The organism is Amycolatopsis sp. NPDC023774 (assembly GCF_040639695.1).
GTDB lineage: Bacteria > Actinomycetota > Actinomycetes > Mycobacteriales > Pseudonocardiaceae > Amycolatopsis.
Map to the genome: position 1 here is coordinate 72,898 of NZ_JBFAAJ010000018.1, position 25,855 is coordinate 98,752.

22 protein-coding genes are annotated in these 25,855 nt (G+C 72.0%); 7 read left to right on the forward strand and 15 right to left on the reverse strand.

Annotated elements, in window-relative coordinates; genetic code table 11:
* Nucleotides 1-141: 141 nt before the first annotated feature.
* Both AB0F91_RS30190 and AB0F91_RS30195 read right to left on the reverse strand, forming a co-directional pair.
* Nucleotides 142-612: a hypothetical protein gene (locus AB0F91_RS30190; protein WP_360602887.1), complete on the reverse strand. Its 471-nt coding sequence runs from the start codon at nucleotides 610-612 to the stop codon at nucleotides 142-144.
* A gap of 103 nt (nucleotides 613-715) precedes the next feature.
* Entirely contained in the window at nucleotides 716-1,798 is a 1,083-nt protein-coding gene (locus AB0F91_RS30195; protein ID WP_360602889.1) for an NAD-binding protein, read from the reverse strand.
* 106 nt (nucleotides 1,799-1,904) lie between these two features.
* Between AB0F91_RS30195 and AB0F91_RS30200 the strand changes: the two genes are divergently transcribed.
* Nucleotides 1,905-2,291, forward strand: coding sequence for a hypothetical protein (locus tag AB0F91_RS30200; RefSeq protein ID WP_360602891.1), 387 nt, complete (start codon nucleotides 1,905-1,907; stop codon nucleotides 2,289-2,291).
* A gap of 39 nt (nucleotides 2,292-2,330) precedes the next feature.
* Here AB0F91_RS30200 and AB0F91_RS30205 read toward each other — a convergent pair whose 3' ends face one another.
* Entirely contained in the window at nucleotides 2,331-5,762 is a 3,432-nt protein-coding gene (locus AB0F91_RS30205; RefSeq protein WP_360602893.1) for an ATP-dependent DNA helicase, read from the reverse strand.
* A complete protein-coding gene (locus tag AB0F91_RS30210; protein WP_360603068.1) occupies nucleotides 5,759-8,932 on the reverse strand; it encodes an ATP-dependent DNA helicase in 3,174 nt (1,057 codons plus the stop codon). The genes AB0F91_RS30205 and AB0F91_RS30210 overlap by 4 nt, the downstream gene beginning before the upstream one ends.
* A 139-nt stretch (nucleotides 8,933-9,071) precedes the next feature.
* On the opposite strand from AB0F91_RS30210, the gene AB0F91_RS30215 reads away from it, so the two are divergent.
* The 3 genes from AB0F91_RS30215 (at nucleotide 9,072) to AB0F91_RS30225 (ending at nucleotide 10,148) form a co-directional block, all read left to right on the forward strand.
* Nucleotides 9,072-9,398, forward strand: a complete 327-nt coding sequence (locus AB0F91_RS30215; RefSeq protein WP_360602895.1) for an MGMT family protein — start codon at nucleotides 9,072-9,074, stop codon at nucleotides 9,396-9,398.
* Between the two features lie 85 nt (nucleotides 9,399-9,483).
* Nucleotides 9,484-9,756: a siderophore-interacting protein gene (locus AB0F91_RS30220; RefSeq protein WP_360603069.1), complete on the forward strand. Its 273-nt coding sequence runs from the start codon at nucleotides 9,484-9,486 to the stop codon at nucleotides 9,754-9,756.
* Entirely contained in the window at nucleotides 9,720-10,148 is a 429-nt protein-coding gene (locus AB0F91_RS30225) for a siderophore-interacting protein (protein ID WP_360602897.1), read from the forward strand. Before AB0F91_RS30220 ends, AB0F91_RS30225 begins: the two co-directional genes overlap by 37 nt.
* Before the next feature lie 116 nt (nucleotides 10,149-10,264).
* Here the strand turns inward: AB0F91_RS30225 and AB0F91_RS30230 are convergent, their stop codons facing one another.
* Genes AB0F91_RS30230 through AB0F91_RS30240 form a run of 3 tightly spaced genes read right to left on the reverse strand, consistent with a single transcriptional unit; the run spans nucleotide 10,265 to nucleotide 12,520 of the window.
* Nucleotides 10,265-10,756, reverse strand: coding sequence for a DinB family protein (locus AB0F91_RS30230; RefSeq protein ID WP_360602899.1), 492 nt, complete (start codon nucleotides 10,754-10,756; stop codon nucleotides 10,265-10,267).
* Entirely contained in the window at nucleotides 10,756-11,550 is a 795-nt protein-coding gene (locus tag AB0F91_RS30235; protein ID WP_360602901.1) for a uroporphyrinogen-III synthase, read from the reverse strand. The genes AB0F91_RS30230 and AB0F91_RS30235 overlap by 1 nt, the downstream gene beginning before the upstream one ends.
* Nucleotides 11,543-12,520: a YafY family protein gene (locus AB0F91_RS30240; RefSeq protein ID WP_360602903.1), complete on the reverse strand. Its 978-nt coding sequence runs from the start codon at nucleotides 12,518-12,520 to the stop codon at nucleotides 11,543-11,545. Before AB0F91_RS30240 ends, AB0F91_RS30235 begins: the two co-directional genes overlap by 8 nt.
* Before the next feature lie 62 nt (nucleotides 12,521-12,582).
* Between AB0F91_RS30240 and AB0F91_RS30245 the strand changes: the two genes are divergently transcribed.
* Together AB0F91_RS30245 and AB0F91_RS30250 are read left to right on the forward strand one after the other, a co-directional pair.
* Nucleotides 12,583-12,981: a DUF3224 domain-containing protein gene (locus AB0F91_RS30245; protein WP_360602905.1), complete on the forward strand. Its 399-nt coding sequence runs from the start codon at nucleotides 12,583-12,585 to the stop codon at nucleotides 12,979-12,981.
* Nucleotides 12,982-12,992: 11 nt separating this feature from the next.
* Nucleotides 12,993-14,111, forward strand: a complete 1,119-nt coding sequence (locus AB0F91_RS30250) for a crosslink repair DNA glycosylase YcaQ family protein (protein WP_360602907.1) — start codon at nucleotides 12,993-12,995, stop codon at nucleotides 14,109-14,111.
* Here AB0F91_RS30250 and AB0F91_RS30255 read toward each other — a convergent pair whose 3' ends face one another.
* Nucleotides 14,112-14,585 (reverse strand): MarR family transcriptional regulator, encoded by a 474-nt coding sequence (locus tag AB0F91_RS30255; protein ID WP_360602909.1) that lies wholly within the window; start codon nucleotides 14,583-14,585, stop codon nucleotides 14,112-14,114. It abuts the gene before it with no gap.
* 107 nt (nucleotides 14,586-14,692) lie between these two features.
* On the opposite strand from AB0F91_RS30255, the gene AB0F91_RS30260 reads away from it, so the two are divergent.
* Complete coding sequence (locus AB0F91_RS30260) at nucleotides 14,693-15,868, forward strand: FAD-dependent monooxygenase (protein ID WP_360602911.1); 1,176 nt, start codon at nucleotides 14,693-14,695, stop codon at nucleotides 15,866-15,868.
* A gap of 183 nt (nucleotides 15,869-16,051) precedes the next feature.
* Here AB0F91_RS30260 and AB0F91_RS30265 read toward each other — a convergent pair whose 3' ends face one another.
* From AB0F91_RS30265 to AB0F91_RS30295, 7 genes are all read right to left on the reverse strand, one after another.
* Nucleotides 16,052-17,155 (reverse strand): uroporphyrinogen-III synthase, encoded by a 1,104-nt coding sequence (locus tag AB0F91_RS30265; protein WP_360602913.1) that lies wholly within the window; start codon nucleotides 17,153-17,155, stop codon nucleotides 16,052-16,054.
* Nucleotides 17,152-17,490, reverse strand: a complete 339-nt coding sequence (nirD, locus tag AB0F91_RS30270) for a nitrite reductase small subunit NirD (RefSeq protein WP_360602915.1) — start codon at nucleotides 17,488-17,490, stop codon at nucleotides 17,152-17,154. The genes AB0F91_RS30265 and nirD overlap by 4 nt, the downstream gene beginning before the upstream one ends.
* Nucleotides 17,487-19,991, reverse strand: a complete 2,505-nt coding sequence (gene nirB, locus AB0F91_RS30275) for a nitrite reductase large subunit NirB (RefSeq protein WP_360602917.1) — start codon at nucleotides 19,989-19,991, stop codon at nucleotides 17,487-17,489. Before nirB ends, nirD begins: the two co-directional genes overlap by 4 nt.
* A complete protein-coding gene (locus AB0F91_RS30280; RefSeq protein WP_360602919.1) occupies nucleotides 19,991-21,328 on the reverse strand; it encodes a nitrate/nitrite transporter in 1,338 nt (445 codons plus the stop codon). Before AB0F91_RS30280 ends, nirB begins: the two co-directional genes overlap by 1 nt.
* 32 nt (nucleotides 21,329-21,360) lie before the next feature.
* Nucleotides 21,361-22,776: an FAD-dependent oxidoreductase gene (locus tag AB0F91_RS30285; protein WP_360602921.1), complete on the reverse strand. Its 1,416-nt coding sequence runs from the start codon at nucleotides 22,774-22,776 to the stop codon at nucleotides 21,361-21,363.
* Nucleotides 22,773-24,827, reverse strand: a complete 2,055-nt coding sequence (locus AB0F91_RS30290; protein ID WP_360602924.1) for a molybdopterin-dependent oxidoreductase — start codon at nucleotides 24,825-24,827, stop codon at nucleotides 22,773-22,775. The genes AB0F91_RS30285 and AB0F91_RS30290 overlap by 4 nt, the downstream gene beginning before the upstream one ends.
* A gap of 118 nt (nucleotides 24,828-24,945) precedes the next feature.
* Nucleotides 24,946-25,743 (reverse strand): TIGR02569 family protein, encoded by a 798-nt coding sequence (locus AB0F91_RS30295; RefSeq protein ID WP_360602925.1) that lies wholly within the window; start codon nucleotides 25,741-25,743, stop codon nucleotides 24,946-24,948.
* Between the last annotated feature and the right edge of the window lie 112 nt (nucleotides 25,744-25,855).

Here is a 25,855-nt window from a genome sequence, read left to right on the forward strand (position 1 = left end):
CGGCCGGGGTCCCGTGAGCATGCCCGGTGCGGTTCGAACTGCTCGGCCACCTGCGCGCCTGGGGCGAGACCGTGACCGCGAGCAGGCAAGACGTCTCCTGCCCGGTGCCCGGAGGGAGCCCGGCAAGATCGAGCGCGCGGCTCAGTGCAGCAGGGCCAGCTTGCCCGAGCCCCGGATGACCAGGAACGCATACATGCCGCCCGAGAAGCACGCGAAGACCAGCAGCACGAGCGCAACCGGGCCGCGCGCGTCCTGAGCGCCGGCCGAGGTGTCGGCCGCGCTGACGGTGATCGGGCCGTCGGCCGGGGCGTCCACGGGCACACCGACCTCGACGCGTTCGCCCTTGGCGTGGCCGCAGCCGTTGAGCGTGCCTTGCCGCGGCTTGCCGCCCAGGCTGAACGTGACGGACTCGACCGGGTCTCCGGCCGAGCACGCGGCCGGCCGGGTCACCTCGGCCTGCACGGGCGCACCGGCTTGGTCGCCCGCGATGCCGAACAGGCCGGGGCCGGCGAGCCACGCCAGTACCACCACGAGCACGCCGACGGCAGCCGGGATGCCCCCCTGCAGCCACCTCTGGACTGAGGTCTTGCTCGTGAGGTCGGAGAGCTGCACGCCGCCATGGTTCCAGATCCACGGGGCAAAACCCAGTGAGGTCCCGGCGGCCGTCGTCACCGTCCGCCGATCGGCCGTCACCCGGCGGTCAGGATTCGACGCGTCAGGATTCAACCTTGTCGGCCGAGGTGACCTTCTTGACGTACAGCAGCCGGTCGCCCGGTTCGATCGCGTCGGCCTGCGGGGCATCGACGCGGTAGAGCACGCCGCCACGGACCACGCCGAGCACGATGTCGGGCAGGTGCCGCGGCGAACCGCCCTCCTCGGACGGCTCCACGGCGCGTTCGGCGATCGCCAGGCCCGACTCCGGCGTGATGAGGTCCTCGACCATGTCGACCACGAGCGGCGCAGACGTCGCCATGCCCAGCAGGCGGCCGGCCGTCTCGCTCGAGACCACAACCTGGTTCGCGCCCGACTGCTTGAGCAGGTGGACGTTCTCCGCCTCCCGCACCGACGCCACGATGTGCGACTTCGGCGCCAGCTCGCGGGCGGTGAGCGTGACCAGCACGGCGGTGTCGTCGCGGTTCGGGGCCACGACCACGGCCTTCGCGTGCTGCACGCCGGCCACGCGCAGCACGTCGGCCCTGGTCGCGGAGCCGTGCACGGTCACCAGGCCCATCGAGCTGGCCGCCTCCAGTGCCTGCTGGTCGGTGTCGACCACGACGATGCGGCTGGGCTGCACGTCCTCGTCACCGAGCAGCGCGTTGACGGCCGAGCGGCCCTTGGTGCCGAATCCGACGACGACGGTGTGGTCGCGCACCTTCGTCCTCCACTTCTGGATCTTGAATGCCTGCCGGGAGCGCTCCGTGAGCACCTCCAGCGTGGTCCCGACGAGGACGATGAGGAAGAGCACGCGCAGGGGCGTGATGATCAGGACGTTCACCAGCCGCGCCGACACCGAGGCCGGTGCGATGTCGCCGTAGCCGGTCGTGGAGAGCGAGACGGTGGAGTAGTAGATCGCGTCGAGGAAGGACACCCCGTCGCCGTTGACGTCGCGGTAGCCGCCGCGGTCGGCGAACACGATCAGCACCGTCGCCAGCAGCGCGAGCAGCGCGCCGATGATCCGTTTGACGATCGAGCGCATCGGGCTCGTGGTGAACTCCGGCATCCGGATCACGCCGACGAGCTCGTGGTCGGGGCGGTCGTAGAGCCGGACGTTCAGGGGCAGCCGCTTAAGGGCTTTCATGCACCGGCTCCCCGCGGGTGTTCGGCGTCACTCACAGCGGGGAGGATAGCCGAAGGTCATCGCCCGCACACCCGTCGCGGTGATCACGTTCTGGCAGGCTGGACGCATGTCCGACTCGAGCAGGCCGCAACGGCCTGCGTACTGGCTCGCCGGTTTCCTCGCTTCCGCCGGCCTGACGCACTTCCTGCGCCCCAAGCAGTACGACGCGCTGGTACCGGAGGAGCTCCCCGGTTCGCGTCGCGCGTGGACGTACGCCTCTGGCGCCGCCGAGCTCGGCGTGGCGGCGGCCATCGCACTGCCCAGGACCCGCCGCCTGGGCGGGCTCGCGGCGGCGCTGCTGTTCGTCGGTGTGTTCCCCGGCAACGTGAAGATGGCGCTGGACTTCCAACGCAAGAAGCTGTCGTCGGCTCCGGTGCGCGCGGCGGCCTGGTTCCGGCTGACGGCGCAGTGGCCGCTGGTGAAGTGGGCGTTGCAGGTTCGCGACAACGCCTGAATCACTCGCCTGAATCACCCCCTGAATCACCTGCCTGAGTCACTCGCGTGGGACGCTGCGCAACAGGTCGCGCAGGCCTTCGGCGTCGAGGAGGTCGGCTGGGCTGAGCGTGTGGCCGTGGCGGACGTAGTGGAAGGCCGCGCGCACGCGGTCCACCGGCACGTTCTTCAGCGCCGCCCACGCGAGCCGGTACGCGCCGAGCTGCACGGCCAGCGCGGGCAGGCGGTCGGCTGACGGGACGGAGCCGGTTTTCCAGTCCACGACGGTCCAGCCACCGTCGGGATCCGCGTAGACGGCGTCCATCCGGCCGCGCACGGTGATGCCCTCGACGTCGGCCGAGAAGGGCACCTCCACCGCCAGCGGCACGCGTTCGGCCCACTCGCTGCGTTCGAAGGCTTCTTGCAGCTCCTCGAAATCGGAGTCGGGGGCCTCGCCGAGGTCGGCGGCGCCGGGCAGGTCGTCGATGTCCAGCAGGCCCTCGCCGGAGAAGCGCTGTTCGAGCCAGGTGTGGAACGCGGTGCCGCGGCGGACGAAAGTGTTGGGCGGCAAGGGAAGCGGGCGGCGCAGCTTCCGGGCCAGCGCTTCGGCGTCGGCGGCGAGTTCCACGAGCTGGCTCACCGACAGCTGGGCCGGAAGCACGACTCGGTCCACAGTGGCCTGTGCGCGGGCGCGTTCGGCGAGCAGGACGTCGGTGTCGGCGGCCCAGCCGTCGGGGTCTTCGGGGTCGACGTCTTCGGTGTCTTCGTCTTCGTCCTCGTAAGCTTCTTCGTCCTCGTGGGGTTCTTCCTCGAACTCGTCGGGCTCGGGCGGGAGCGGCACCTCGTCGTCCTCGGCGACGCCGAGGAGTTCGGGCTGCTCGGGGTCGGCCTTCACGCGCACAGGCTCTTCGGGTGCCTCGGGTGTCTCGGGTGTTTCGGGCAGCGCCGCCATCGCCGCGAACACCATCTCCACGCCCGTCGACACACCCGTCCGCCGGTCGCCCAGCGGGTCGACGGGCCAGCTCGCCTTGCGTGAATCCGCGACCAGCGGGTTGTCCTCGTCGTCGGCGGGTTCGTCGGCCCACGCGTCGAGCACGCCGATCGGCGGGTCGGCCTCGCGCAGCACATCGGCGATCTCCGTGAGGAACACCGAGGGTCCCTTCGCGCGCGTGCTGCTCTCGTTCCACCAGTGGCCGGACACGATCAGGGCGCGTTCCGACCGCGTGAGCGCGACGTAGCAGAGCCGGCGTTCCTCGTCGGCCTCCCGCTCGGCGAAGCCCTCCTCGTGCAGTTCGAGGGCCTCCTGCACCTCCTTGCGGTCGAACCCGTCGGAAAGGCGCAACTCAGGCAGGTCGGCCGAGTCGCCGCGCAGCACCGCGGGCAGTGACGTCGACGTGCGCAGCCACGACGAGGACCGGCGCTTGCTCGGGAACACCTCGGCCACGAGGTGCGGCACGGCCACGACCTCCCACTCCAGCCCCTTGGCGGAGTGCACGGTGAGCACCTGCACGCGGTCGGGCACGACCTCGACCTCGCCGGGCGTGAGGCCGTCTTCGGCGTGCGCGGCGGTGTTGAGGTAGTCCACAAAGGACAAAAGGGTGGCGGTCGGCGCCGTCTCGGCGTAGTCGGTGACGACCTCCGCGAACGCGTCGAGGTGCGCGCGGCCGGCCGATCCCGGGCGGGCCAGCGACTCGACGTCGAGCAGCATCGTGCGTTCGACGTCGGCCACCAGCTCCGGCAACGACTGGTCGAGGCGCCGCCGCAACGCCGCCAGCTCCGCGCCGATCCGCCGGATTCGCCGGTAGCCCTCCTCGGAGTAGCGCTCCGGCTTGCCGGGTTCGTCCACGGCGTCGATGAGCCCGGCCTGCTCGGCGCGTTCGGTGACGAGCACTGGTTCGTCCTCGGCGTCCGCCTGCGGCACGGGCGAAGACAGCTCCCCCGCGCGCCGCCACAACGCGGCCAGGTCCGCCGCCGCGAGCCGCCAGCGCGCGCCCGTGAGCAGGCGGGCCGCCGCGCTGCCGGCGAGCGGGTCGGCCAGCACCCGCAACGTGCTGACGAGGTCGGCGACCTCCGGTTCGTCGAGCAGCCCGCCGAGGCCGACGACCTCCACCGGCAGCCCGCGCATCCGCAGCTCGGCCGCGATCGGCGCCATGTCCGCGCGCCGGCGCACCAACACGGCGGCCGTCGGCGGCTTGCCCTTCTCCTCTTTTTCGGCGAGCCAACGACGTGCCAGTGCGTCGGCCACCCACTCGCGTTCGGCTCGGACGTCCGGCAGCAGCGCCACGGCGATGTCGGCCGGGCCGGCGCCCTCACGCGCCCGCAGCGGTTCGACGCCGAGTCCGCGTGTCCGCAACGGCTCCGCCACGGCGTTGGCCAGGTCCAGAGTCTGCGGCGGATTGCGGAAGCTCGTGAGCAGGCCGAACTCGTGCGCGGGCACGAGCCGGCCGTCCACGTGGCGCGGGAAGTCGGTGGTGAAGCGCGGCAGGTTGGCCGCTGAAGCGCCGCGCCAGCCGTAGATGGCCTGCGCCGGGTCGCCCACGGCGGTGACCGGCATCGGCGCGTGATCGCCGCCGCCGAAGAGCGACCGCAGCAGCACGCGCTGCGCGTGGCCGGTGTCCTGGTACTCGTCGAGGAGCACGGCGCCGTAGCGCTCGCGTTCGCTCGTGATCACGGCCGGATAGCCGTCGGCCAGCTGCGCCGCGAGCGACATCTGGTCGGCGAAGTCGAGCGCGCCCTCGGCTCGCTTACGCCGGTGGTAGGCCTCGACGAGCGGCAGAAGTGCGAGCCGGAACCGTTGCGCCGCCATCACTTCCTGCAGCTTCTGCGGCAGCGCCGCCCGCTGCCCCTTGGCGCGCGGGGCGTTCTCGATCACCTCGCACAGCCACGTCGTGTACTGGGCGAGCCGTTCCGTCGACACGAGGTGCTCGCCGAGCTCCCCGGCCAGCGCGAGCAGCTGCGCCGTGACCGACGACGGCACGCGGTCGGTGTCGAGGTCGTCGTCCCAAGTGGACACCACGCGGTGCGCGAGCTGCCACGAAGACGTCTCCGACAGCAGCCGCACGCCCGGTTGCACCGGCAGCCGCAGACCGTGTTCGGACAGCAGCCGCCCGGCGTACGCGTGGTAAGTCAGCACGGTGGGCTCGCCGGCGACGACCGTGGCGCGCAACCCGCCCGACGGGTCGAGCTTCTCCAGCAGCCCGGACCCGGCCAGGCGGCGGAGCCGGGCGCGCACGCGTTCGCCGAGCTGACGCGCCGCCTTGCGCGTGAAGGTCAAGCCCAGCACGCGTTCCGGACTCACGATCCCGTTGGCCACCAGCCACACCACGCGTGCGGCCATCGTCTCCGTCTTGCCCGCGCCGGCGCCGGCGACGACCAGCGACGGCTCCACGGGCGAGGCGATCACCGTGGCCTGCTCGGGGGTCGGGCGGTGCAGGCCGAGGGCGTCGGCGATCTCCGCGGGCTCGACCGGGTTGGCGATGAGCTGGACGCTCACGGGCCCGTCACCTGCCTGCCCTCGGGCCGCAGCGGGCAGCAGCCGCGGGCGGGACAGCGGTCGCAGTCGGGGTTCTCGTGGGCCTGGTAGTCGGGCCCGGCCGCCGCGGCCGCCGCCGAACGCACGAGGTCCAGCCACTGCCGGCCGCCGTCGTCGTCGAGCGGCGGCTGGTCGCGTTGCGTGGCACCGGTCTTGTTGTTGGTCTTCGCGACATACACCAGCCGCGCGCCACCCGGGGCGTTCTTGCCCTCGATCGCGCCGAGCAGCACGGCGAGCTGGTACGCGGCGAGCTGCGGGTGCTGCTCGGCGTCGGCGCTGGACACGGGCACCTTGCCGGTCTTGATGTCCACGATCACCGGGCGGCCGTCCTTGTCCAGCTCCACGCGGTCGACGCGGCCGCGCAGCATCACGCGCACCTCGTCGTCGCCCATCGGCAGCTCGACTTCGATGTCCTGCTCGACCCCCGCCTCGATCAGCTCCTTGCGGCTGCCTTCCAGCCACGCGACGAAGTTGCGCAGCATCTGTTCCACGCGGTTGCGCTCGCGCCGGGAGAACCAGGGTGCGCCGGCGTCGACGCGCACCCACGCGTCGTCGAGCGCGGCCTGGATCTGATCCTCGGTTCGGCCGCCCGCCACGGCTTGCGCGAGGCCGTGCACCAGCGTTCCCGTGACGGCGGCGAGCTGCGCGGGATCGCTGCCGCCGTGGCGTTCGACGAGCCAGCGCAGCGGGCACTTGACCAGGACTTCCACGGTGGACGGTGAGATCCGCATGAGGTCGCCGGGTTTGTGCACCGGGTCGTCGGTGGAGGACGGCAGCAGGCCGTACCACGTGCTGGGGTGGGCGCCCGGCACGCCGGCGTCGGCCAGCCGCGCTAGCTGCTTCGCCGCACGGGCACGGCGTTCGGGGTCGGCCTTGTCGTCGCACACGACCTCGCGCAGCTCGCCGACCAGCTCGGCCAGCACCAGCGACCGCCCGGGCGGCTTCATGCGGGAATCGAGCGCGCCGTCGTCAGCGCCGTTCTCCTCCAGGTCGTCGAGGAAGCGGGACGGCTGCTCGTCTTCACCGGCGACGGCCGTGACCAGCAGCGTCCGGCGCGCGCGAGCGGCGGCGACGTAGAACAGGCGCCGCTCCTCGGCCAGGATCGGGGCGATGGCCGAGACCTGGTCGCCGTCGTGCACTCCGGACAGCAGGTCGACGAGGCGCTCCACGCCGAGCAGGGAGCCACGCAGGCGCAGGTCCGGCCACGCGCCTTCCTGCACCCCCGCGACGGCCACGACTGTCCACTCGCGACCCGCGGCCGCGTGCGCGGTCAGCAGCGACACGCCCTCACCCGGGATCGCGGCGGGCGCCAGCGTGTCCCCGGCGATGTTCTGCGACGACAGGTAGTCGGCGAACGACGCGACGCTCGCGCGCGGCAGCCGGTCGACATAACGACCGGCGGCGTCGAACAACGCGACCACGGCGTCGAGGTCTCGGTCGGCCTGCGCGCCGAGCGAGCCGCCGCGGTCGACGAACCGCAGCAACCGTTCCTGCAGGCCACTGGCCTCCCACAGCTCCCACAGCACTTGTTCCACGCCTTCGCCGCGCGCGACCGCCTGGTGGGTGAGGCTCAGCAGCTTGCCGACGCGCCGCACCGGCGTCGCTTCGGCGTCGGCGAGCCCGACGAGGATGTCGCCGCCGCGCAGGGCTTCCACGAGCAGCTCGTCGCTGGAACGCTGGCCGCCGCCGGCCAGCTCGAGCCGGCGCAGGCCGCGGCGGACCCGGCGCAACGCGAGCGGGTCGGCGCCACCGAGGGCCGAGGACAGCAGCATTTCGGCGAGGTCGACGTCGAGCAGCTCCGGCTGGGCCGCGATCCGCAGCACGGCCAGCAGCGGCCGGACGGCGGAGTGCTTGGCCAGCGGCAGCTCTTGCGTCGCCGAGCCGATCGGTACTCCGGCCGCGCGCAAAGCTCGTTGCAGCACCAGGAAAGTCCGCGCGGGCGAGCGCACGAGCACCGCCATCTCCGACCACGGCACGCCGTCGACGAGGTGGGCGCGACGCAGCTGGTCGGCGATCCAGCTCGCCTCGGCGGCAGGCGTCGGCATCAGCCGGACGCGGACTTTGCCCCCGCGTTTTCCCGGGGGCGACACGAGTTTTCGGTGCTGCGACGCGCCTGGCAGCGTGGCACCGAGCTTCGTCACGGCCTCGCGCACGGCCGGGGCGAGCCGGTGCGAGGTGGTGAGCGTGACCGTGCGATCGCCGTCGGAGTCCGCGTCGGCGAACAGGCGGGGATCGGCGCCGCGGAAGGAGAACACGGACTGGTCCGGGTCGCCGGCCACCACGAACTCGGCCGCGCTCTGGCCGATCTGGCGGATCAGCTGGATCTGCAGCGGGTCGAGGTGGTGGGCGTCGTCCACGAACAGGTGCCGCACGCGGCCGCGCTCGCGGTCGCGCAGCTCCTCGTCGTCTTCGAGGGCGAGCAGCGCGGACGTGACCAGCTCGGCGGCGTCGAGCGCGGGCGCGCTGCGGACGCCGAGCGCGTTGCCGCCCGCGCCCCGCAGCTGCGTGACCTCCTCGTACTGCGCCCAGAAGTGCCCCGCCGCGACCCACTCCTCGCGGTCGGTGCGGTGGCCCAGCTCGACGAGGTCCTCGGGGCCGAGCCCGCGTTCGGCCGCGCGCATCAGCAGGTCGCGCAGCTCCTCGGCGAAGCCCGGCACGAGCAGTGCCGGACGCAGCTGGTCGGGCCAGCCGGGGGCGCCGACGTCGAGGTCACCCTGCAGCAGCTCACGTACGACCACGTCCTGCTCCGCGCCGGCCAGCAACCGCGGCGGCGGCAGCTCTTCGGCGCGGGCTTCGAGGCGAAGCAGCGAAAACGCGTACGAGTGCACCGTGCGCACGAGCGGTTCACTCACCGTGCGCGGCAACACCGACGACTGCTCGGGATCGGACGTGAGGCGGCGCGTGATATCGGCCCGCAGCGCGTCGGCCGCGCGGCGCGACGCGGTGAGCACGAGCACACTCTCCGGATCGGCTCCGTCGGCGATGCGGCGCGCGGCGGCGGTGGCGAGCAAGGTCGTCTTGCCGGTGCCGGGACCGCCGAGCACGCGGAGAAACCCGGCGGGTGCGGACAGCAGCCGGCGAGCGCCCGCGTCCCAGGTGAACGTGGGTGCGCCGGCAGCGGGCGGGCGCACGAGCCGCGCCCTGCCCTGCGCCGTTCTCCGCCCGTTCACGCCTACGATGGAAGCACGCTGACACGCACGAGTGGCGCACCGGCACGCAGTTGCGCGACCGGCGGTCGAAACTGTCGGTGGCGTGCGGCACAGTGCTCGGGTGGACGACGAACTTCACGAACGGATCCGGGGCGTGATCAGCGACGTGCCGGCGGGCACGGTGGCGACGTACGGTGACATCGCCGCGCTCAGCGGCGCTCCGTCACCCCGGCTGGTCGGGCGCGTACTCGCCGAAGACGGGCACGACCTGCCCTGGCAACGGATCCTGCGCGCCAACGGCACTCCGGCGCCGCACTTGGCCCACCGCCAGCTCGAGCTCCTGCGCGCGGAGGGTGTGCTCGCCGACGGCCAGCGCGTGAACCTGCGCGAATATCGCTGGCGGCCGGACGGGCTGCCGCAGGAGGCGGAGCCCGAAGGCCTTTTCTAGGTCGAAAACTTAGGTTGGGTACCTAATGGCAGTGCTGACTGCGCACGGCGGCCGGGTCCTCGCGGTCCGGCGGGTCACCTCGCACATGGCCCGGGTCACATTCGACTGCGCCACGCTCGCCACGACCGAAGGCTTCGGACCCGACGCGTATCTGAAGGTGTTCTTCCCGCTCGACGATCAGGACGAGCCGCCGCTGCCCGCCCCCACCGACGAGCGGCGACGTGGTGTCCTGGTACCTGTCCTACCTCGCGATGCCCGACGAGGTGCGGCCGCCGGTGCGCACCTACACCGTGCGCGCGTTCCGACCCGTTGCTCGGCGAGGTGGACATCGACTTCGTGCTCCACGACGACACGCTGAGCCCGGCCTCGGCGTGGGCCGCGCGGGCGACGGCGGGCGACCGGGTCGCGTTCGTGGGCCCGCACAGCCGGTATGAGGTGCCGGAGAACGCCGAGTGGGAGCTGCTGGTCGGCAACGAGACTGCGCTGCCCGCGATCGGGGCGATCGTGGAGAACCTGCCACGGTCGGCGGGGGCTTCGATCTACGTCGAAATCCCGGACCGCGCCGAACGCCAGACCTTCAACACCCTCGGCGCGGTCGAACTCCACTGGGTCGTGCGCGGCACCCGCCCCCACGGCGAAGCTCTGCTCGATGCCGTGCGCGCCGCGAGCCTGCCCGGCGGTGCGCCGTACGCCTGGGTGTCGGGCGAGGCCGACATCGTCAAGCACGTCCGCCGCCACCTCGTGCGCTAACGCGGCTTCGACAAGGACACGATCTGCTTCACCGGCTACTGGCGCCACGGCCTCGGCGAGGAAGCGGCCGGGCGCGAGCGCGTGGCTGTAATTTCCTGAGCTGGGGCTTCCTGAGCTCAGGCGGACAGGATCTGCTCGCGCAGGATGTCGGCGTGGCCGCAGTGGTGGGCCAGCTCCCGCAGCACCTGCAGATACACCCAGCGAACAGTGCGCGGGCCGGACGGGTGGCCGGTCACGACGGCGTCCAGCACCCGGTCCGCGACCGCCGTCCGGGCTGTGGCGCAGGCTTCCCGGTAGGCCGCCGTGACCGAGGCGACGGTGTCGTCGTCGGCGAGCCGGAACGACTCGTCCGGGCTCCGCACCAGCCCGAGCTCACCGCGAGAGGTGCCACCGACGCATTCCTCGAACCACACCCGCTGCATCCACGTGACGTGCTTGAGCAGCCCGAGCAGCGTCGTCGCCGACGGCACGAGGCGGCGGCGGGCCTGCTCTTCGGTGAGCCCGTCGAGCGTCTTCTCGATGCCCACACGGTATTCCTCGATGAACGCCTCGAGCTGGGTGCGTTCGTCGTCCAGCGGCACCGCGAACGGACCCTTGAACTCACCCATCAAGCCCTCCCCAGCGTCGAGACCACCAGCTTCACCAAAGCACCGAGCCGTTGCCGGTCCGGTTGGAGCGTCGGAATGCCCTGCGCTTCCAGCGGGGCCGCCGTCACCGCACCCACGCAGAAGGTCCTGATCGCGCCGCGGCGGAGAACGTCGTGGGCGCCGGTGTCGGCCGTGAGGGCCAGGAAGTTGGTGGCCGCCGGGGCGCTGGTGAAGACGAGGGCGTCGACTTCGGCGGAGAGGATGTCGTGCGCCAGGGAGTAGACCGGGCCGGTGTCGGCCGGTGAGTGCCAGCGGTAGGGCTGCACCGCGACGACCTCGGCGCCAACCAGAAGACCGGTGAACTCCGGCAGTGGCGCGCCGTGGAGCTGCACGGCGACGCGGGAATCGACCACGCCCGCGGAGACCAACCCTCCGAACAGCTCAGCGTTGCTCTCCCCCGGTGCCGAGAACTCCTCGCGCAGCCCCGCGCCCCGCACCGCGCCCACCGCTTTCGGCCCGCGCGCGAAGATCCGCGACGAGCCCAGCGCCGCCAGCAGGTCGTCCTTCAGGCCCCAGCCTTCAGCGGCGGCGAGCCAACCGCGGAAGCCGGCACCGGTCGTGACAGCCGTGAACGCAACCGGCGCGGCGAGCACGGCTTCGGTGCTGACCCGCAGCTCGGGGTCCTCGGCGAGGGGCACGATGGTGATCGTCGGCGCGTGGCGCACCTGCGCGCCGTAGCGAAGCAGGGCCGAGATGAGGTCGTCGGCGCGGCGTTCGGCCGTGACGCCGATCCGCACCCCGTCCAGCTCACCCATAGGTCGCGCCCATCTCCCTGATCGCCTCAGCGAGCTGCGCTCGCAGGTCCGCCGGCTCGAGCACTTCCAGGTGCGGCCCGAACCGCAGCAGCTCGCCGATCGCCGGTTCCCCGGGCTCGACCGGCAGCTGCATCGTGAGCCAGCCTTCCTCATCGGCGATGGTGCCGCCGTCCAGGGCCTCGCGCAGCGCCCGCGCCCCGACGCTGCCCGCGTAGAACGGCAGCAGCCCTTGCGCCCGCGGCGACAGGCGCACGGTCGCGAGCCGCGGGTACATGCGTCGCTCGAACTGCTCCGACCATTCCTGCCAGTACCGAGGCAGGTCGAAATCCGCCGGTCGCTCGAACGCCTCACCGAGGTCGGTCAGCTCCAGGATCCGGGAAATCCGGTACGTGCGGTCGGACCCCTCGCATCGGCCGGCGAGGTACCAGTTGCCCGCCTTGAGGATCAGGCCCAGCGGCTCCAGCACGCGCTCGATCTCGCGTTGGCCCCAGCGTTCGTAGCGGATCCGGATGCGGTGGCTCGACCACACGGCATCGGCCACCGCGGACAGCACCGGCAGGCTCTCGATCCCGCGGTGCCACCCGGGCACGTCGAGGTAGAACCGCTCGGCAACGCGGCCCGCACGGCTGCGCAGCTCCTTCGGCAACGCGGCAGACAACTTGAGCTGCGCCGCCGCCAGCACCGTGCCCAGTCCCAGCTCCGCCGCGGCCACGGGCAGCCCGGCCAGCGAGAGCGACTGCGCCTCCTCCTCGGTGAGCCCGGTCAGCCGGGTGCGGTAGCCGTCCACGAGCTGGTAGCCGCCGGTGCGGCCGCGGTCGGCGTAGACGGGCACGCCGGAAGCCGACAGCGCGTCGATGTCGCGGTAGACCGTCCTGACGGAGACCTCCAGCTCGGCGGCCAGCTCCTCGGCCGTCATCCGGCCGCGGTTCTGCAGCAGGAGCAGCACCGTGAGCAGCCGGGACGCGCGCATGAGTCGAGTATGACCGAAAATCCTGACACAAGCTGACAGGTATGGGCGGTTGAGTGGTCCTCATGAACACGTTCAGCATGAAGAACTGGGACGAACACCTCGCCAGCGGCAGCGAAGGCGGCCCGCGTGTCGCCTACGCCCACGCGACGATGGAGTACCGCGGCGTGATCGAAGGTGAGTCGATCTGCGATTACCTGCTGTACTACGCGGGCGAGGGTTATGACGGCGGCGGCACCACGTCGCCGAGCTTCGAGCGGTTCGACGCGAAGGTGGACGGCCGCCGCGGCACGTTCGTGGTGCGGCACGAGGGCGGCTTCGACCCGAAGGGCATCTGGTCGAAGTTCGACGTCGTGGCCGGCTCGGCGACGGGCGAGCTCACCGGCCTGACCGGGTCGGGCGCGGTGAAGGGCACGATCGGCGAGCCGACGGTGTCGTACACCTTCGACTACGCACTGAGCTGAAGGAGGCCGCTGTGCTCGAGGTGTCACGCAAGCAGGTGCTGGCGTACCGGGTCGCGCGGCACGGGCTGCACCGGGACTTCGCGGATCCGGTGGCGTCGCCGCTGTTCGACCTCGGCCTGCAGGACAGCATGCGTGGCACCGCCCTGCTCGCCCTCTCGGCGCGGTCTTCGTCGCCGGTCGAGCCGACGTCCCTTGTGGACGATCCGCGCGTGGTGCTCGTCTGGTCCCACCGCGGCGCCCCGCACTTCCACCGGCGCGAAGACCTGCGCGAGCTCGTGACGTCGCTGATCCCCCTCGACGACGCCGACGCCCTGGCCCGGATGCTGTGGCAGAAAAAGGAAATCGGCGCGACAGGCGTGCCCGCGTCGGAGGTCCTCTTCACCGCGGCGCGGGCCATCCGCAAGGTCGTGACGCAGCCGATGTCGAAGGGCGCGGTGAGCGCCGCCGCCACCCGCGAGCTGCCGCCCGAGTACTCCCGCTGGTGCCGCCCCTGCAACGCCACGCACATCCAGGAGCAGCTCATGCGCCTGGCCACCCTCCACGGCGGCGTGCGCCTGGAAGCCGACCAGTCCCCGGCGACGCTGGCGCCGCTGGAGAACCGTGGCCGCATGCGCACTTCGCCGGACGCGGCGGCCGTCTCGCGCGTGGTGCGCGGCTACCTGGTCGCGAACGGCCCCGCCACCCAAGGTGACGCGGCGGGTTTCGTGGGCACGGCGAAGACGGCTCTGTCGGCGGCCTGGCCCGGTGATCTGGCCGAGGTCAAAGTGGACGGTCGCCGGGCGTTCCTGCCCGCCGATCAGGTGACCGCACTGGAGAACCCGCCGTCGCCGTCGGTGGTCCGGTTGCTGCCGCCACTGGATCCGTTCACGCAGGCTCGCGACAAGGCCGTGCTGGTGCCGGACAAGGCTCGCGCGAAGGAAGTGTGGAAGATCCTCGGCAGCCCCGGCGCGTTGCTGGTGGACGGCGAGCTGATGGGCGTCTGGCGCACCCGCGGTTCGGGCAAACGCCTGGCCTTCACCATGACCGCGTTCGACCCGCTTCGCGCGGCGGATCGGGATGCCGCCGAGGAAGAAGCCTCCCGGGCCGCAATGGCACGGGGGTACGCGGATTTCGCCGTGACCTGGGCCTAGTCACTCCACTTCGGACAGCCGGGCGGTCAAGTCGTCGACGAACCGGTTCAGCAGCGTGCCGAACGTCCGCTGGTCCTCGATCGACCAGTCGGCGACCGCTTCGGTGAACCAGCTCAGGACGGTCTGCAGGTAGCGCCCGGCCGCGGCGGCGCCGTCCGGCGTGAGCTCGATGAGGCGGGCGCGCTGGTCTTCGGGGTCGGCGACGCGGCGGACGAGGCCGCGCTTCTCCAGTGCGTTCAGGTGGCGCGTGACGTGCGGGCCGACGACCTGCATCCGCGTGGCGATCTCGCCGACGCGCAGCGGCTTGCCCGCCATCTGAAGGGTGACGATCACGGTGAGCGCCGGCCGATCGAGGGCGAGGCCGGCCTGCTCCATGGCGCGTTCGGCGAGGTGGCTGCGGTTGAGCGCCGTACTCAGCTGCATCAGGCGCGGCAGCACCGTCAACGGGTCGAGCCGGCCGTCCGTGTCGCTCATCACACCTCTTACATACCTAAGTTAGGTATATAGTTGCCTCGAGTGCAGCAGTCGTCCAGGGCCCGCTGCGCTCATGAGAAGCATACCTAACTTAGCTATGAGACATCGTGACCACCGTCCTGATCTCCGGCCCCGCGCTGGCCTACTGGCTGCGTGAATACGGCTTCGACGTCACCGTCGTCGAGAAGGCCGAGGCCCTGCGCGGCGGCGGCTACCCCATCGACATCCGCGGCACCGCCCTCGGCGTGGTCGAGCAGATGGGGTTGCTGCCGCGGCTGCGCGAAGCCCACGTCGACAGCCGCAAACTCACCTTTCTCAACGAAGACGGCAGCACAGTCGCGTCGCTCCGCCCCGATGCCATCGCCGGCGGCGTCGAGGGCCGCGATCTGGAGGTCCGACGGGGCGACCTGGCCGAGGCGCTCTCCAGCACCATCCGCGAAGACGTCGAGTTCCTCTTCAACGACAGCCTCGCCGCCCTGGACGACCGCGGCGACGCCGTCGACGTGACCTTCCGCAGCGACCGGCGCCGCACGTTCGACCTGGTCATCGGCGCCGACGGCCTGCACTCGGGCGTCCGCGCGCTGGCGTTCGGCCCCGAGGAGCAGTTCCACCGCTACCTCGGCTACTGCTTCGCCGGCTTCACGATGCACAACGACTTCGGCCTGGCCCACGAGGGCGTCCTCTGGTCCACCCCGGGCCGCGGTGCCGCGCTCTACGCCGTGGGCGACAGCGACACCGTCTTCGGCTTTCTCAACTTCACCCGCCCCGAGCCACCCTTCGACGCCTTCCGCAACCCGGCCGCGCAGCGCGAACTCGTCGCCGAGGTCTTCGAAGGCGCCGGCTGGGAGATCCCGCGACTGGTCGCGGCCATGCGCACGGCCGACGACCTGTTCTTCGACATCGTCAGCCAGATCCACCTGCCTCGCTGGTCCTCCGGCCGCGTCGCCCTCGTCGGCGACGCCGCGCACGCGCCGTCGTTCCTCACGGGCCAGGGCTCCAGCACCGCGCTCGTCGGCGCCTACGTGCTGGCGGGCGAGCTGGCCACCCAGGCCGACCACATGACCGCGTTCGACGGCTACGAACAGACCGCGCGCCCGTTCGTCGAGGCAAACCAGGCCCTCGTCACCGTCGGCAACGCCACCATGTTCCCCGCCACGGCCGAAGCCCTCGCCGAAAGCAACGCCGGCCTGCGCGAGCTCACGACGGTGCCTGTCGGCCCAGGACGCCCGGAGCACAGCGCGCTGGAACTGCCGGATTTCACCGCCTCGACGGCCGGCCGGTAGCCGCGTTTGACGGTGTCTGGTCCTTTCGGACAGTCAGGTACCTGCTCAGCCTCGAAGTTCGGCGGAGCCGAACCTCGCCACGCGACGCCGAACCGCCGGGGCTCGAAGACGCGGTCGGGGAGCAGATCGTGGTGCGAGTCAGAACCGGGCCGGCGAGGCGCAGATCGGCCGTCCGCGCCGATCTCACCGATCCACCGCAAGCCGGTAGCCGCGTTTGACCACGGTCTGGATGACGGCCGGGCCGCCGAGGGCGGTGCGCAGGCGGCCGATCGCGGTTTCGACCGCGTGTTCCTCACCGCCACCGGGGAGGGAGGTGGTCAGTTCGCGGCGGGAGACGACGCGGCCGGGTGAGTGGGCCAAGGCGCGGAGCAAGGCCATGGGTGCGGGGGCGATTTCGTGCCAGTCGCCGTCGAGGAGGACGGCGTGGCCGCGCAGCTCCAATGCGTGGCCGGCGACGGACAGGCACGGGGTGCGGGCCCGGAGCGCGTCGGCGACGGTGCGGGCGAGGGCGCCGAGGCGGGAGCGCGCGGGCTGGACGGTGGGGATGCCCAGTGCGGCCATGGGTGCGGCCGTGATGGGGCCCACGCAGGCGACGACGACGCGGGACGTCAGGGCGTCGACCAAGCCGGGCAGGCGACCGGTGCGCCGGGCCAGGGCGAGAGTCGACGCCGCGGCCGGCGCGGAGGTGAAGGGCAGGGCGTCGACGGTGCCGTCGAGGACGGCGTCCAGCAGACGGTCGAGGGGCCCCGGGTCGGCCGGGCCGACCCACCGGTAGACGGGGATCTCGATCACCGACGCGCCCGCCGCACGCAGGGCCTCGGTGAAGAACGGCAGGGGTTCGCCGTGGAGCTGGACAGCGATCGTCAAACCGTCCACACCGGACTCCAGGAGGTACTGCAGCACGCCGGCGTTGCTTTCGGACGGTGGGGAGTAGTCCTCCGACAAGCCCGCGGCCCGCAGGGCGCCCGTCGCTTTCGGACCGCGGGCGACCAGCCGGGCGCGGGCGAGGTGCTCCAGCAAGGCGTCGCCGAGGTTCCAGCCCTCGGCGGCCTCCACCCAGCCGCGGAAGCCGATGCCGGTGGTGGCGATCACGACATCCACGGCCGACTCCAGCAACCGCACGGTGGCGGCGTGCAGCTCCGTGTCGTCGGCGAGCGGCACGATCCGGATGGCGGGGCCGTAGCGAATGGACGCCCCCTTGCGCACGAGCAACGCGCCGAGCTCGTCCGCCCGGCGCGCCGCGGTGATGCCGGCGACGAAACCCGCCAGCGGGCGCACGTCCGTCACGGCGAGCCCACCTCGACGACCCCCTGCCGCACGCGTACACCGTAGACCGGCACGGAAACACCCGGGTGCTCCAGACACTGTCCGGTGTGGAGGGAGAACCGGTCCTTGTAGACCGGCGAGGCGACCACGGGATCGCCCCCGGCGTCACCCACGATCCCGCGCGACAGCACCGCCGCACCGCTGCACGGGTCCCAGTTGGACAGAGCGAACCACCCCGAGCCGACGTGGAACACGGCCACCTGCTCGCCCTCCACCAGCGCCGCCACCCCGGAGCAGTCGCCCACCCGTGCGGCCGCGCACACGGCCGTCCAGGTCCGTTCGATCGACGTCGTCATCGCCGCACCTCCGGCACGCCCAGCAGCACCGGGACCCGTTGCGAACGCTCCGGCCGGAACGAGATCGACGGATCCGGCGTGCCCGGCGCGTTCACGAACGAGCTGAACCGCGCCAGCTTCTCCGGATCTTCCAGCACGCCGCGCCACTCGTCTTCGTAGTCCGTGACGTGCTTGGCCATCGCGGCGTCGAGGTCCTCGCAAATGCCGAGGCTGTCGTCCACGATCACAGCACGCAGGTGCTCCAGGCCGCCGTCGAGTTCCTCCAGCCACGGCGCCGTGCGCTGCAGCCGGTCGGCGGTGCGGATGTAAAACATGAGGAACCGGTCGATCGTGCGGATCAACGTCGCCGTGTCCACATCGGACAAGAACAGCTGCGCGTGGCGCGGGGTGGCGCCGCCGTTTCCGCCCAGGTAGAGGTTCCAGCCGTGCTCGGTCGCGATGATGCCGAAGTCCTTGCCGCGCGCCTCCGCGCACTCCCGCGCGCAGCCGGAGACACCGGCCTTGATCTTGTGCGGTGACCGCAGCCCGCGGTAACGCAGCTCCAGCGCGATGGCGAGGCCGACGCTGTCCTGCACGCCGTAGCGGCACCACGTCGAACCCACGCACGATTTCACCGTCCGCAGCGCCTTGCCGTACGCGTGCCCGGACTCGAACCCCGCGTCCACGAGCCGCCGCCAGATCTCCGGCAGCTGGTCCACCGTCGCACCGAGGAGGTCGATCCGCTGACCGCCGGTGATCTTCGTGTACAGCCCGAAGTCCTGGGCGACCTGTGCGATCACCATCAGCTTCTCCGGCGTGATCTCCCCACCGGGGATGCGCGGGACCACGGAGTAGCTGCCGTTGCGCTGCAGGTTGGCGAGGAACTTGTCGTTCGTGTCCTGCAGCGTCGCCTGTTCGCCGCCGAGGATGTGGCCGTTGCCGAGCGTCGCCAGGATCGACGCGACGGCCGGCTTGCACACCGCGCAGCCCGAACCCGTGCCGTAGCGGCTGACCAACTCGCTGAACGTGGTGATGCGGGTGGCCCGCACGATCTCGAACAGCTCCGCGCGCGACTGGGCGAAATGTTCGCACAGCGCCGTCGACTGTTCGACTCCGCACGCGTTCAGCAACTTCGCCAACATCGGTACGCACGAGCCACACGACGTGCCCGCGCGCGTGCACGCCTTGAGCTTGCCGACCGAGTCACAGCCGTCCTCGTGGACCGCGCGCGTCAGCGCGCCCTTGGAGACCCCGTTGCACGAACAGATCTGCGCCTCGTCCGGCAACGCCTCCACGCCGACCGCCGCACCGCCGCCGGCCGGGGCCAGCAACGCGCCCGGCTCCGCGGGCAACGGACGGCCGACCAGGGCCCGGAGCGTGTGGTACTCGGCCGCGTCGCCCACGAGCACGCCGCCGAGCAGCGTCCGGCCGTCGTCGGTGACCACGAGCTTCTTGTACGTCCCGGCCACGGCGTCGTTCACCGCGACTTCCAGCGCGCCTTCGGTCGCCGCGTGCGCGTCGCCGAAGCTGGCGACGTCGACACCCATCAGCTTCAGCTTCGTGGCCGTGTCCGGCTCCGGGAACGACGCTGCTCCCCCGGTGAGCCGCGCCGCGACGACCTCCGCCATCGCGTACCCCGGCGCGACGATCCCGTACACCCGCCCCTCGACTGCCGCGCACTCGCCGATCGCGAACACCGCCGGATCGCTGGTGCGGCACTCGGCGTCGACCAGCACCCCACCGCGTTCGCCCACTTCCAGGCCACACTGCCGCGCCAGATCGTCCCGCGGCCGGACACCCGCAGAGAACACCACGAGGTCGACATCCAGCTCCGTGCCGTTGCCGAGCCTGGCCAGCAGCCGGGACCCGTCGGCCTCGAGCGCGTCCGTCGATGTTCCCGTGTGGACAGTCACGTCCAGCTGCTGGATGAGCCGCCGCAGCAGCGCGCCACCACCCTCATCGACCTGCAACGGCATCAGCCGCGGTGCCATCTCCACCACGTGTGGCGACAAGCCCATGTCCCGCAACGCCTTCGCGGCCTCCAGCCCGAGCAGGCCACCCCCGATGACCACCGCCGACCGGCGCCCGCGCCCCGGCTTCGAGGCAGCCACCCGGATGGCGTCAAGGTCCCCGATCGTCCGGTACACGAACACGCCCGGCAGCTCCCGGCCCGGCACCGGCGGCACAAACGGCCGTGAGCCCGTGGCCAGCACCAGAGTGTCGTACGCCTGCACGCGACCGGACGCGGTGGTCACCGTGCGGGCAGCGCGATCAACCGCCACCACGGCGTCACCCAGCCGAAGAGCCACCAGGGAATCGTCCGCGTAGTCCGCGCCCGGCAGCGCCAACGCCGACGGGTCCCAAGTGTCCACGTAAGACGTCAGCGCCACCCGGTCGTAGGCGGGCCGGTTCTCCTCGGCCAGCACCACGACCCGCCACTGGCCCGCCGTGTCCGCCGCGCGCAGCGCCTCTACGAGCCGGTGCGCGACCATGCCGTGCCCGGCTACCACGAGTGTCCGCATCAGACCTCCGCCCCGGCCAGCGCGACCTGCGCCCGCACCGCGGGTTTGCGCAGGTACACCACCCAAGTCACACCCACGCACACCGCGTAGAACACGAGGAAGCCGACGAACGCGGGAATCCCGCTGTGCGCGTCGGCGAAAGACTGCCGGAACGCGAGGTTGATGAACAACCCGCCCAACGCGCCGATCGACCCCGCGAGCCCGATCAACGCACCCGACAGGCGCCGGGCCTTGAGCAGTTCCGCGGCCTCGTCACCACCGAGGTCGATCGCCGCGCGCGCCTTCACCTGGAAGATCGCCGGGATCATCTTGTACGTCGAGCCGTTGCCGATGCCCGTCAGGACGAAGAGGACGATGAACGCGACGGTGAACAACACCAGCGAGTTCGCCGACGACGCCAGCACCAGCACCACCGTGGCGAGCGCCATCAAGCCGAACGTGGCGAACGTGACCCGCCCGCCGCCGAGCCGGTCGGACAGCCGGCCGCCCAGCGGCCGCGCCAGCGAACCGAGCAGCGGCCCGAGGAACGTCACCGCCGCGGCCTGCAACGGCGTGCGGCCGAACTGGTTCTGCAGCACCAGCCCGAACGCGAAGCTGTAGCCGATGAACGACCCGAACGTGCCGACGTACAGCAACGACATCACCCAGGTGTGTCCGTATCGGACGACCTCACGCATGGCCTTGGTGTCCCCGCGGACCGTGGCGAGGTTGTCCATGAACAGCGCCGCGCACAAGGCCGCGACCACGATCAGCGGCAGGTAGATGAACAACACCAGGCGCGGCGCGGTCGCTCCGGCCGTGCCGATCACCAGCAAGCCGACCAGCTGGATCACGGCGACACCCAGGTTTCCGCCGCCCGCGTTGAGGCCGAGGGCCCAGCCCTTGTACCGCTCCGGGTAGAACGTGTTGATGTTCGTCATCGACGACGCGAAGTTCCCCCCGCCGACACCGCCCAGCGCGGCCATCAGCACGAACGTGCCGAGCGACGTTCCGGGGTGCAGCACGATCGCCGTCAGCACCGTCGGCACCAGCAGCAGCCCCGCGCTGAAGATTGTCCAATTGCGACCACCGAATTTCGCCACCGCGAAGGTGTACGGCAGCCGCATGATGGCGCCCACGAGCGTCGGTGTGGACACCAGCAGGAACTTGTCCGCCGCCGAGAACCCGTACGCGGGCCCCATGAACAGCACAACGACCGACCACAGTGTCCAGATCGAGAACCCGATGTGCTCGGCGAACACGGAGAACCACAGGTTGCGGCGGGCGATCCGCTTCCCGGTCGTCTCCCAGAAAGCCTCGTCCTCGGGTACCCAGTGCTCGATCCAGCGATCCTTCACGGCGTCCTCCTTCACAAGAGAGAGTCGGGTGCTCACTGCGCCGCCAGCCAGCCCGCGACGGCCGACACGGTGTCGTGGCAGCCGCCGCAGCCGGTGGTGGCGCGGGTGGTGCGCGCGAGCGCGGCGACGTCGGTGGCGCCGCCGCGCCACGCGTCGACGAGCCGGCCCTTGGTCACGGCGTTGCACCGGCAGATCAGCGCCGACGCCGGCAGGTCGGCGGGACTCGCGGCGGCCGGCGTGCCCGCGGGCAGCGCACGGCCGAGCAGCACGGCGAGCCGGTCGTCGGGCAGCGGAATGCCGCGGTCGTGGAACTGCGTGACGGTCGCGGCGGCGTCGGGCAGCCCGAGCAGGATCGCCCCGGTCACGCGGTTGTCGCGGACCACGAGCTTGCCGTAGCGACCGCCGGACGGGTCGTCGACCGTGAGCACGTCGGCGTCGTCACTCGCGTGCGTCTCGCCGAGCGCGGTCAGATCGACCCCCTTGGCCTTCAACCGCGTGACCACGGTCGTACCCCGGTAGCGCGCCGCGGTGTCGGCGCCGGTGAGGAGATCCGCGAGGACCGCCGCCTGCTCCCAGGCGGGTTGCACGAGCCCGGCCGGCGCGTGGGCGTGCCGTGCGCAGTCACCGAGGGCGTGGATGCGGCCGTCACTCGTGCGCAACAGGTCGTCGACGAGCACGCCGCGATCCACTTCGAGCCCCGCTGCCTCGGCGAGCGCGGTCTCCGGGCGGACGCCCGCGGCGAGGACGACCAGATCGGCCGGGACGAAGCTGCCGTCGTCGAGCTTCACGCCGTCGCCGGGCAGGTGGCGCGCGGCCGACGCGTCGAAGCGGAAGGTCACACCCAGCTCGGCGAGCCGTCGCGCGAGCACGCGGCCGGCGCCGGCGTCGAGCTGGCGTTCCATCGGGTGGCCGTGCGGGTGCACCACGGTCACGTTCGCGCCTCGTCCGGCCAGGCCTCGCGCGGCTTCGAGGCCCAGGAGCCCGCCGCCGAGCACCACGACGGGTGCGCCGGGCCGGGCGGCGTCGACGATGCGGGTGCAGTCGTCGAGAGTCCGGAACGTCGCGACGCCCGGCCCCGGCTCGAGCCCTTCGACCGGCGGGAGCCACGGCGTGGCGCCGGTGGCGAGCACGAGCGCGTCGTACTCCAGCGGGCCGTCGGTGGTCTCCACGCGGCGGTTGGCGCGGTCGATCCCGGTCACGGACGTGCCCAGCCGCAGGTCGACGTGAGCCCGAGCCGCCCAGTCCTCGTCGTGCAGCCGCACCGTCGCCGCGTTCAGCCCACCGGCGAGCACGGCCGACAGCAGCACCCGGTTGTACGCGGGATGCGGCTCGGCGCCCACGATCGTCAGCCGCACCCGTTCCGCCGACGGGTCCCGGCGGCGGAGCTCGTCGGCGAGCCGGGCCCCGGCCATGCCGTAGCCGGCCACGACCACGTGCCGGGCGCTCATGCGTCCACCCCGGCATCCGCTCTGGACAGCGCGACCGCGCACACCTTGAACTCCGGCATGCGGCTCACCGGGTCGAGTGCCGGGTTCGTCAGCAGGTTCGCGCGCCCCTCGCCGGGAAAGTGGAACGGCAGGAACACCAGGTCGGGCCGCAGGGAGGCGACGCATCGGACCCGCGCGACCGTCTCCCCGCGCCGCGAACGGACCAGCGCCCGCTCCCCCTCGGCGAGGCCGGCGCGGGCGGCGGTTTCGGGGTGGACCTCCACGAACACCTCGGGCACCACGTCCACCAGCTCCGGGATCCGGCGGGTCTGGGCGCCGGACTGGTAGTGCTGGAGGACCCGGCCTGTGGTGGCCTGCAGGGGAAACTCCGCGTCGGGCAGCTCCGCGGGCCCGGTGTGGTCGACGGCGGCGAACCGTGCCCGGCCGTCCGGGTGGGCGAAGCGGTCGAGGAACATCCGCGGGGTTCCGGGGTGCTCCGCGGAAGGCACCGGCCAGTGCAGCGCCGCACCGGATCGCAGCCGGTCGTAGGTGACCCCGGAGTAGTCCGCCGTGCCGCCCTTCGACGCCGCGCGCAGCTCCTCGAAGACAGTCGAGGCGTCCACCGGGAACAGTTCGGCGGGCTGGCCGAGCCGGGTGGCGAGGTCGTGCAGCACGTCGAGGTCCGACCGGACGCCCACGGGCGCGTCGACGGCCTTGCGGCGCAGCAGGATGCGACCTTCGAGGTTGGTGAGCGTGCCGTCTTCCTCGGCCCACTGCGTCACGGGCAGCACGACGTCGGCTCGCTCGGCCGTCTCCGAGAGCACGAAATCGGCGACCACCAGGAAGTCCAAAGCAGACAGTCGGTCTTGGACCCGCCGGGACCGCGGCGCCGAGATCACCACGTTGCTGGCGAACACCAGCAACGCCTTCGGACCGTCCTCCTGCCCCAGCGCCTCAAGCAGCTCAGTCGCCGAACGGCCCGGCCCCGGCAGGCTTTCCGGCGCGACACCCCAAACTCCGGCGACGTGCTCGCGCGCGGCCGGGTCGTCGATCTTCCGGTACCCGGGCAGCTGGTCGGCCTTCTGGCCGTGCTCCCGCCCGCCCTGGCCGTTGCCCTGGCCGGTGAGACAGCCGAACCCGGACCCGACGCGGCCGGGCAAGCCCAACGCCAGCGCCAGGTTGATCCACCCGCCGACGTTCGCCGTTCCCGTCGCGTGCTGCTCGGTACCCCGCGCAGTCAGCACGTACGCGTTGTGCGCCTCACCCAACATCGCAGCAGCCCGACGCTGGTCGGCCGCCGCCACCCCGGTCACGCGCTCGGCCCGCTCCGGCCACCAGGCGGCGGCGAGGCGCCAGGCTTCGTCGAACCCGGCCGTTCGAAGATCCACATAGGACTTGTCGAGATGCCCCTCGGCGACCACCGCGTGCAGGATTCCCAAGGCCAAAGCCAAATCCGTCCCCGGAGCGGGCGCGAGGTGCAGGCTCGCGAGTTCGGCCGTCGGCGTGCGCCGCGGGTCGATCACGATCAGCTCGGCACCTCGCAGGTGCTGCACGAACGGCGGCATCGTCTCCGCCGGGTTCGCCCCGGCCAGCAGCACGACGTCCGCGCCGGCGAGATCCGTGACGGGGAACGGCAAGCCGCGATCGGCCCCGAACGCCTGCAGCGCCGCCGCGGCGGCCGAGGACATGCAGAACCGGCCGTTGTAGTCGATTTGCGAGGTCCCCAGCGCGACCCGAGCGAACTTCCCGAGCAGATAAGCCTTTTCGTTGGTCAGCCCACCGCCACCGAACACCGCGACGGAGTCGGGCCCGTGCGAAACCCGCAGCTCGGCCAGCTTCCCCGCCACGAGGTCCAACGCCTCGGCCCAGCTCGCCGGCGTCAGCTCACCGTCGCGCCGCACCAGCGGGGTGGTCAGCCGATCGCCGGAACGCAGGAGCTCCCCTGACGTCCAGCCCTTCTGGCACAGGCCACCCGCGTTGACCGGGAAGTCGCGCGGCGTGACGCGCGTGCCGGCCAAGCGCATCCCGCATTGCAGCGCGCAGTAGGGGCAGTGCGTGTCGACGTGCGGCACGGGCGCTCCTCGGGGTCGGCGATGGCCCCGACGCTAAGCACGCCGTGTTACCTGAAGATGCCTGATTGTTTCAGGCAGTTGACATCACTCGCCACTTCCCGCGCGCCCGCGGTGAGAACTACAGGATCGCGCTGACCTCACGCGCCGCCGCACGCAGACCGTCGAGCGCCGCGGCCGTCGAACGCGGGTTCAACGCGTTGGCCGCCAGGCGGAACAGCACCGCGCGCAACAGCAGCTGCGGCCACTCCGGCAGGTGCGCCCAGCGGTCGAGCAGCTCGCCGGTGGCGCCGCCCCACGCCATGGCGTCGACGGCCACGATCGCCGCGCCCCACTCGCCCGGCCGGTAGTACGGCACGAAGTCGACGATGCCGGGCGCCGCGTCGCCGTCGAAGAGCACACCGGCGAGCAGCTCGCCGTGCGCGACCTGCAACGGCAGCTTGATTGGCCGGCGCGAAGGCGCGAGTACCTCGAACCAGCGGCCGCCCTTGGCCTCGTCGAGCGGGCGGTCGAGCTCTTCCCACGCGATGCGGTCGGCCACCGCGTCGAGATCGTCGCGCGCGGACAGGAAATCGGGTCGCGGCAGGTCGGCCGTGGCGCGGTGCAGCTTCACGGCCGCGAGCATGGCGCCGTCGACGTGGTTCTCGGCCGTGCCCGAAACGTAGCGCCACGCCGACCAGTCGCCGACGATCCACCGGCCGTCGCTCGCGCGCACCGGCTTCGCGATCCGCAGGCCCGGGTCGTCGGCGTGCTCCAGTGCGCGGGCGGTCCACAGCGTGCGCGAGCGGTCGGAAACCGGCTTCAGCACGAGGTCGCCGCAGCGCCAGGCCGTCGAGTCAGGCAACGCCGAAACGAGGCCGATGTCGCCGCCGAAGGCCGCGCACACCCGCTCGGGTGGCCGTTCGAGAGTGGACCGCACGAGAACCGAAGGTACCCGCCCGCGCGCGCCACGAACGAGAAGACGCGCTGGTCACGGACCGCTTTCAGATTTCAGACACACCCGCCGCCACGTGCCCGAAACGCGAGGAAGG

Bases quoted from the DNA above. Each gene is read 5' to 3' on its own strand.
- AB0F91_RS30195 (WP_360602889.1), bottom strand. From the start codon at position 1,798: ATGAAAGCCCTTAAGCGGCTGCCCCTGAACGTCCGGCTCTACGACCGC.
- AB0F91_RS30200 (WP_360602891.1), top strand. From the start codon at position 1,905: ATGTCCGACTCGAGCAGGCCGCAACGGCCTGCGTACTGGCTCGCCGGT.
- AB0F91_RS30220 (WP_360603069.1), top strand. From the start codon at position 9,484: ATGGCCCGGGTCACATTCGACTGCGCCACGCTCGCCACGACCGAAGGC.
- AB0F91_RS30230 (WP_360602899.1), bottom strand. From the start codon at position 10,756: ATGGGTGAGTTCAAGGGTCCGTTCGCGGTGCCGCTGGACGACGAACGC.
- AB0F91_RS30235 (WP_360602901.1), bottom strand. From the start codon at position 11,550: ATGGGTGAGCTGGACGGGGTGCGGATCGGCGTCACGGCCGAACGCCGC.
- AB0F91_RS30240 (WP_360602903.1), bottom strand. From the start codon at position 12,520: ATGCGCGCGTCCCGGCTGCTCACGGTGCTGCTCCTGCTGCAGAACCGC.
- AB0F91_RS30245 (WP_360602905.1), top strand. From the start codon at position 12,583: ATGAACACGTTCAGCATGAAGAACTGGGACGAACACCTCGCCAGCGGC.
- AB0F91_RS30255 (WP_360602909.1), bottom strand. From the start codon at position 14,585: ATGAGCGACACGGACGGCCGGCTCGACCCGTTGACGGTGCTGCCGCGC.
- nirD (WP_360602915.1), bottom strand. From the start codon at position 17,490: ATGACGACGTCGATCGAACGGACCTGGACGGCCGTGTGCGCGGCCGCA.
- nirB (WP_360602917.1), bottom strand. From the start codon at position 19,991: ATGCGGACACTCGTGGTAGCCGGGCACGGCATGGTCGCGCACCGGCTC.
- AB0F91_RS30285 (WP_360602921.1), bottom strand. From the start codon at position 22,776: ATGAGCGCCCGGCACGTGGTCGTGGCCGGCTACGGCATGGCCGGGGCC.